Origin of the sequence: Micromonospora noduli, from assembly GCF_003264365.1 — a bacterium.
GTDB lineage: Bacteria > Actinomycetota > Actinomycetes > Mycobacteriales > Micromonosporaceae > Micromonospora > Micromonospora noduli.
In genome coordinates this window covers 1-384 of sequence record NZ_PYAK01000203.1, presented here as the reverse complement: position 1 = coordinate 384, position 384 = coordinate 1, and the positions used below count along the sequence as shown (strand labels likewise).

The window sequence follows — 384 nt, the reverse complement described above, 5'->3', positions numbered from 1 at the left end:
CGTTTACGTTCTTCATGTCGTTTTCTTAAACGCTCTTCTTCTTCAGGATCACGTGGTTTCTTTAATTGTTGTGAAACTTTTTCGATTAATTCTTCTTCAGTAAGCGCTGCCAGTGGGCGGTTATTAACAAAAGTGAATGTTTTTCGGCGTCCAGGTCCACAATAAGATTGACAACCTATCACGATTTCAGCATCGGGATCTAATTTTTCCAACTTCTTTTGTAACGTTCTAATATTGACTGCCTGACATTCATCACAAATAAGGAATGTATTTTTCATATTGCTACCCACCTTTCTTTATCATATCTATATCGTCGATTTCATTAATTTTTTCGTTAATTCTATCTATTTTACTCTTTTTAATATTTTTTTCAAGATACGTAAC

General features: G+C 33.6%; 1 protein-coding gene. It reads right to left on the bottom strand.

What is annotated here, in order from left to right:
- Positions 1-290, bottom strand: a 290-nt coding sequence (locus tag GUI43_RS33385; RefSeq protein ID WP_211326817.1) for a YuzB family protein, incomplete at its 3' end; no start/stop codon positions are given.
- Between the last annotated feature and the right edge of the window lie 94 nt (positions 291-384).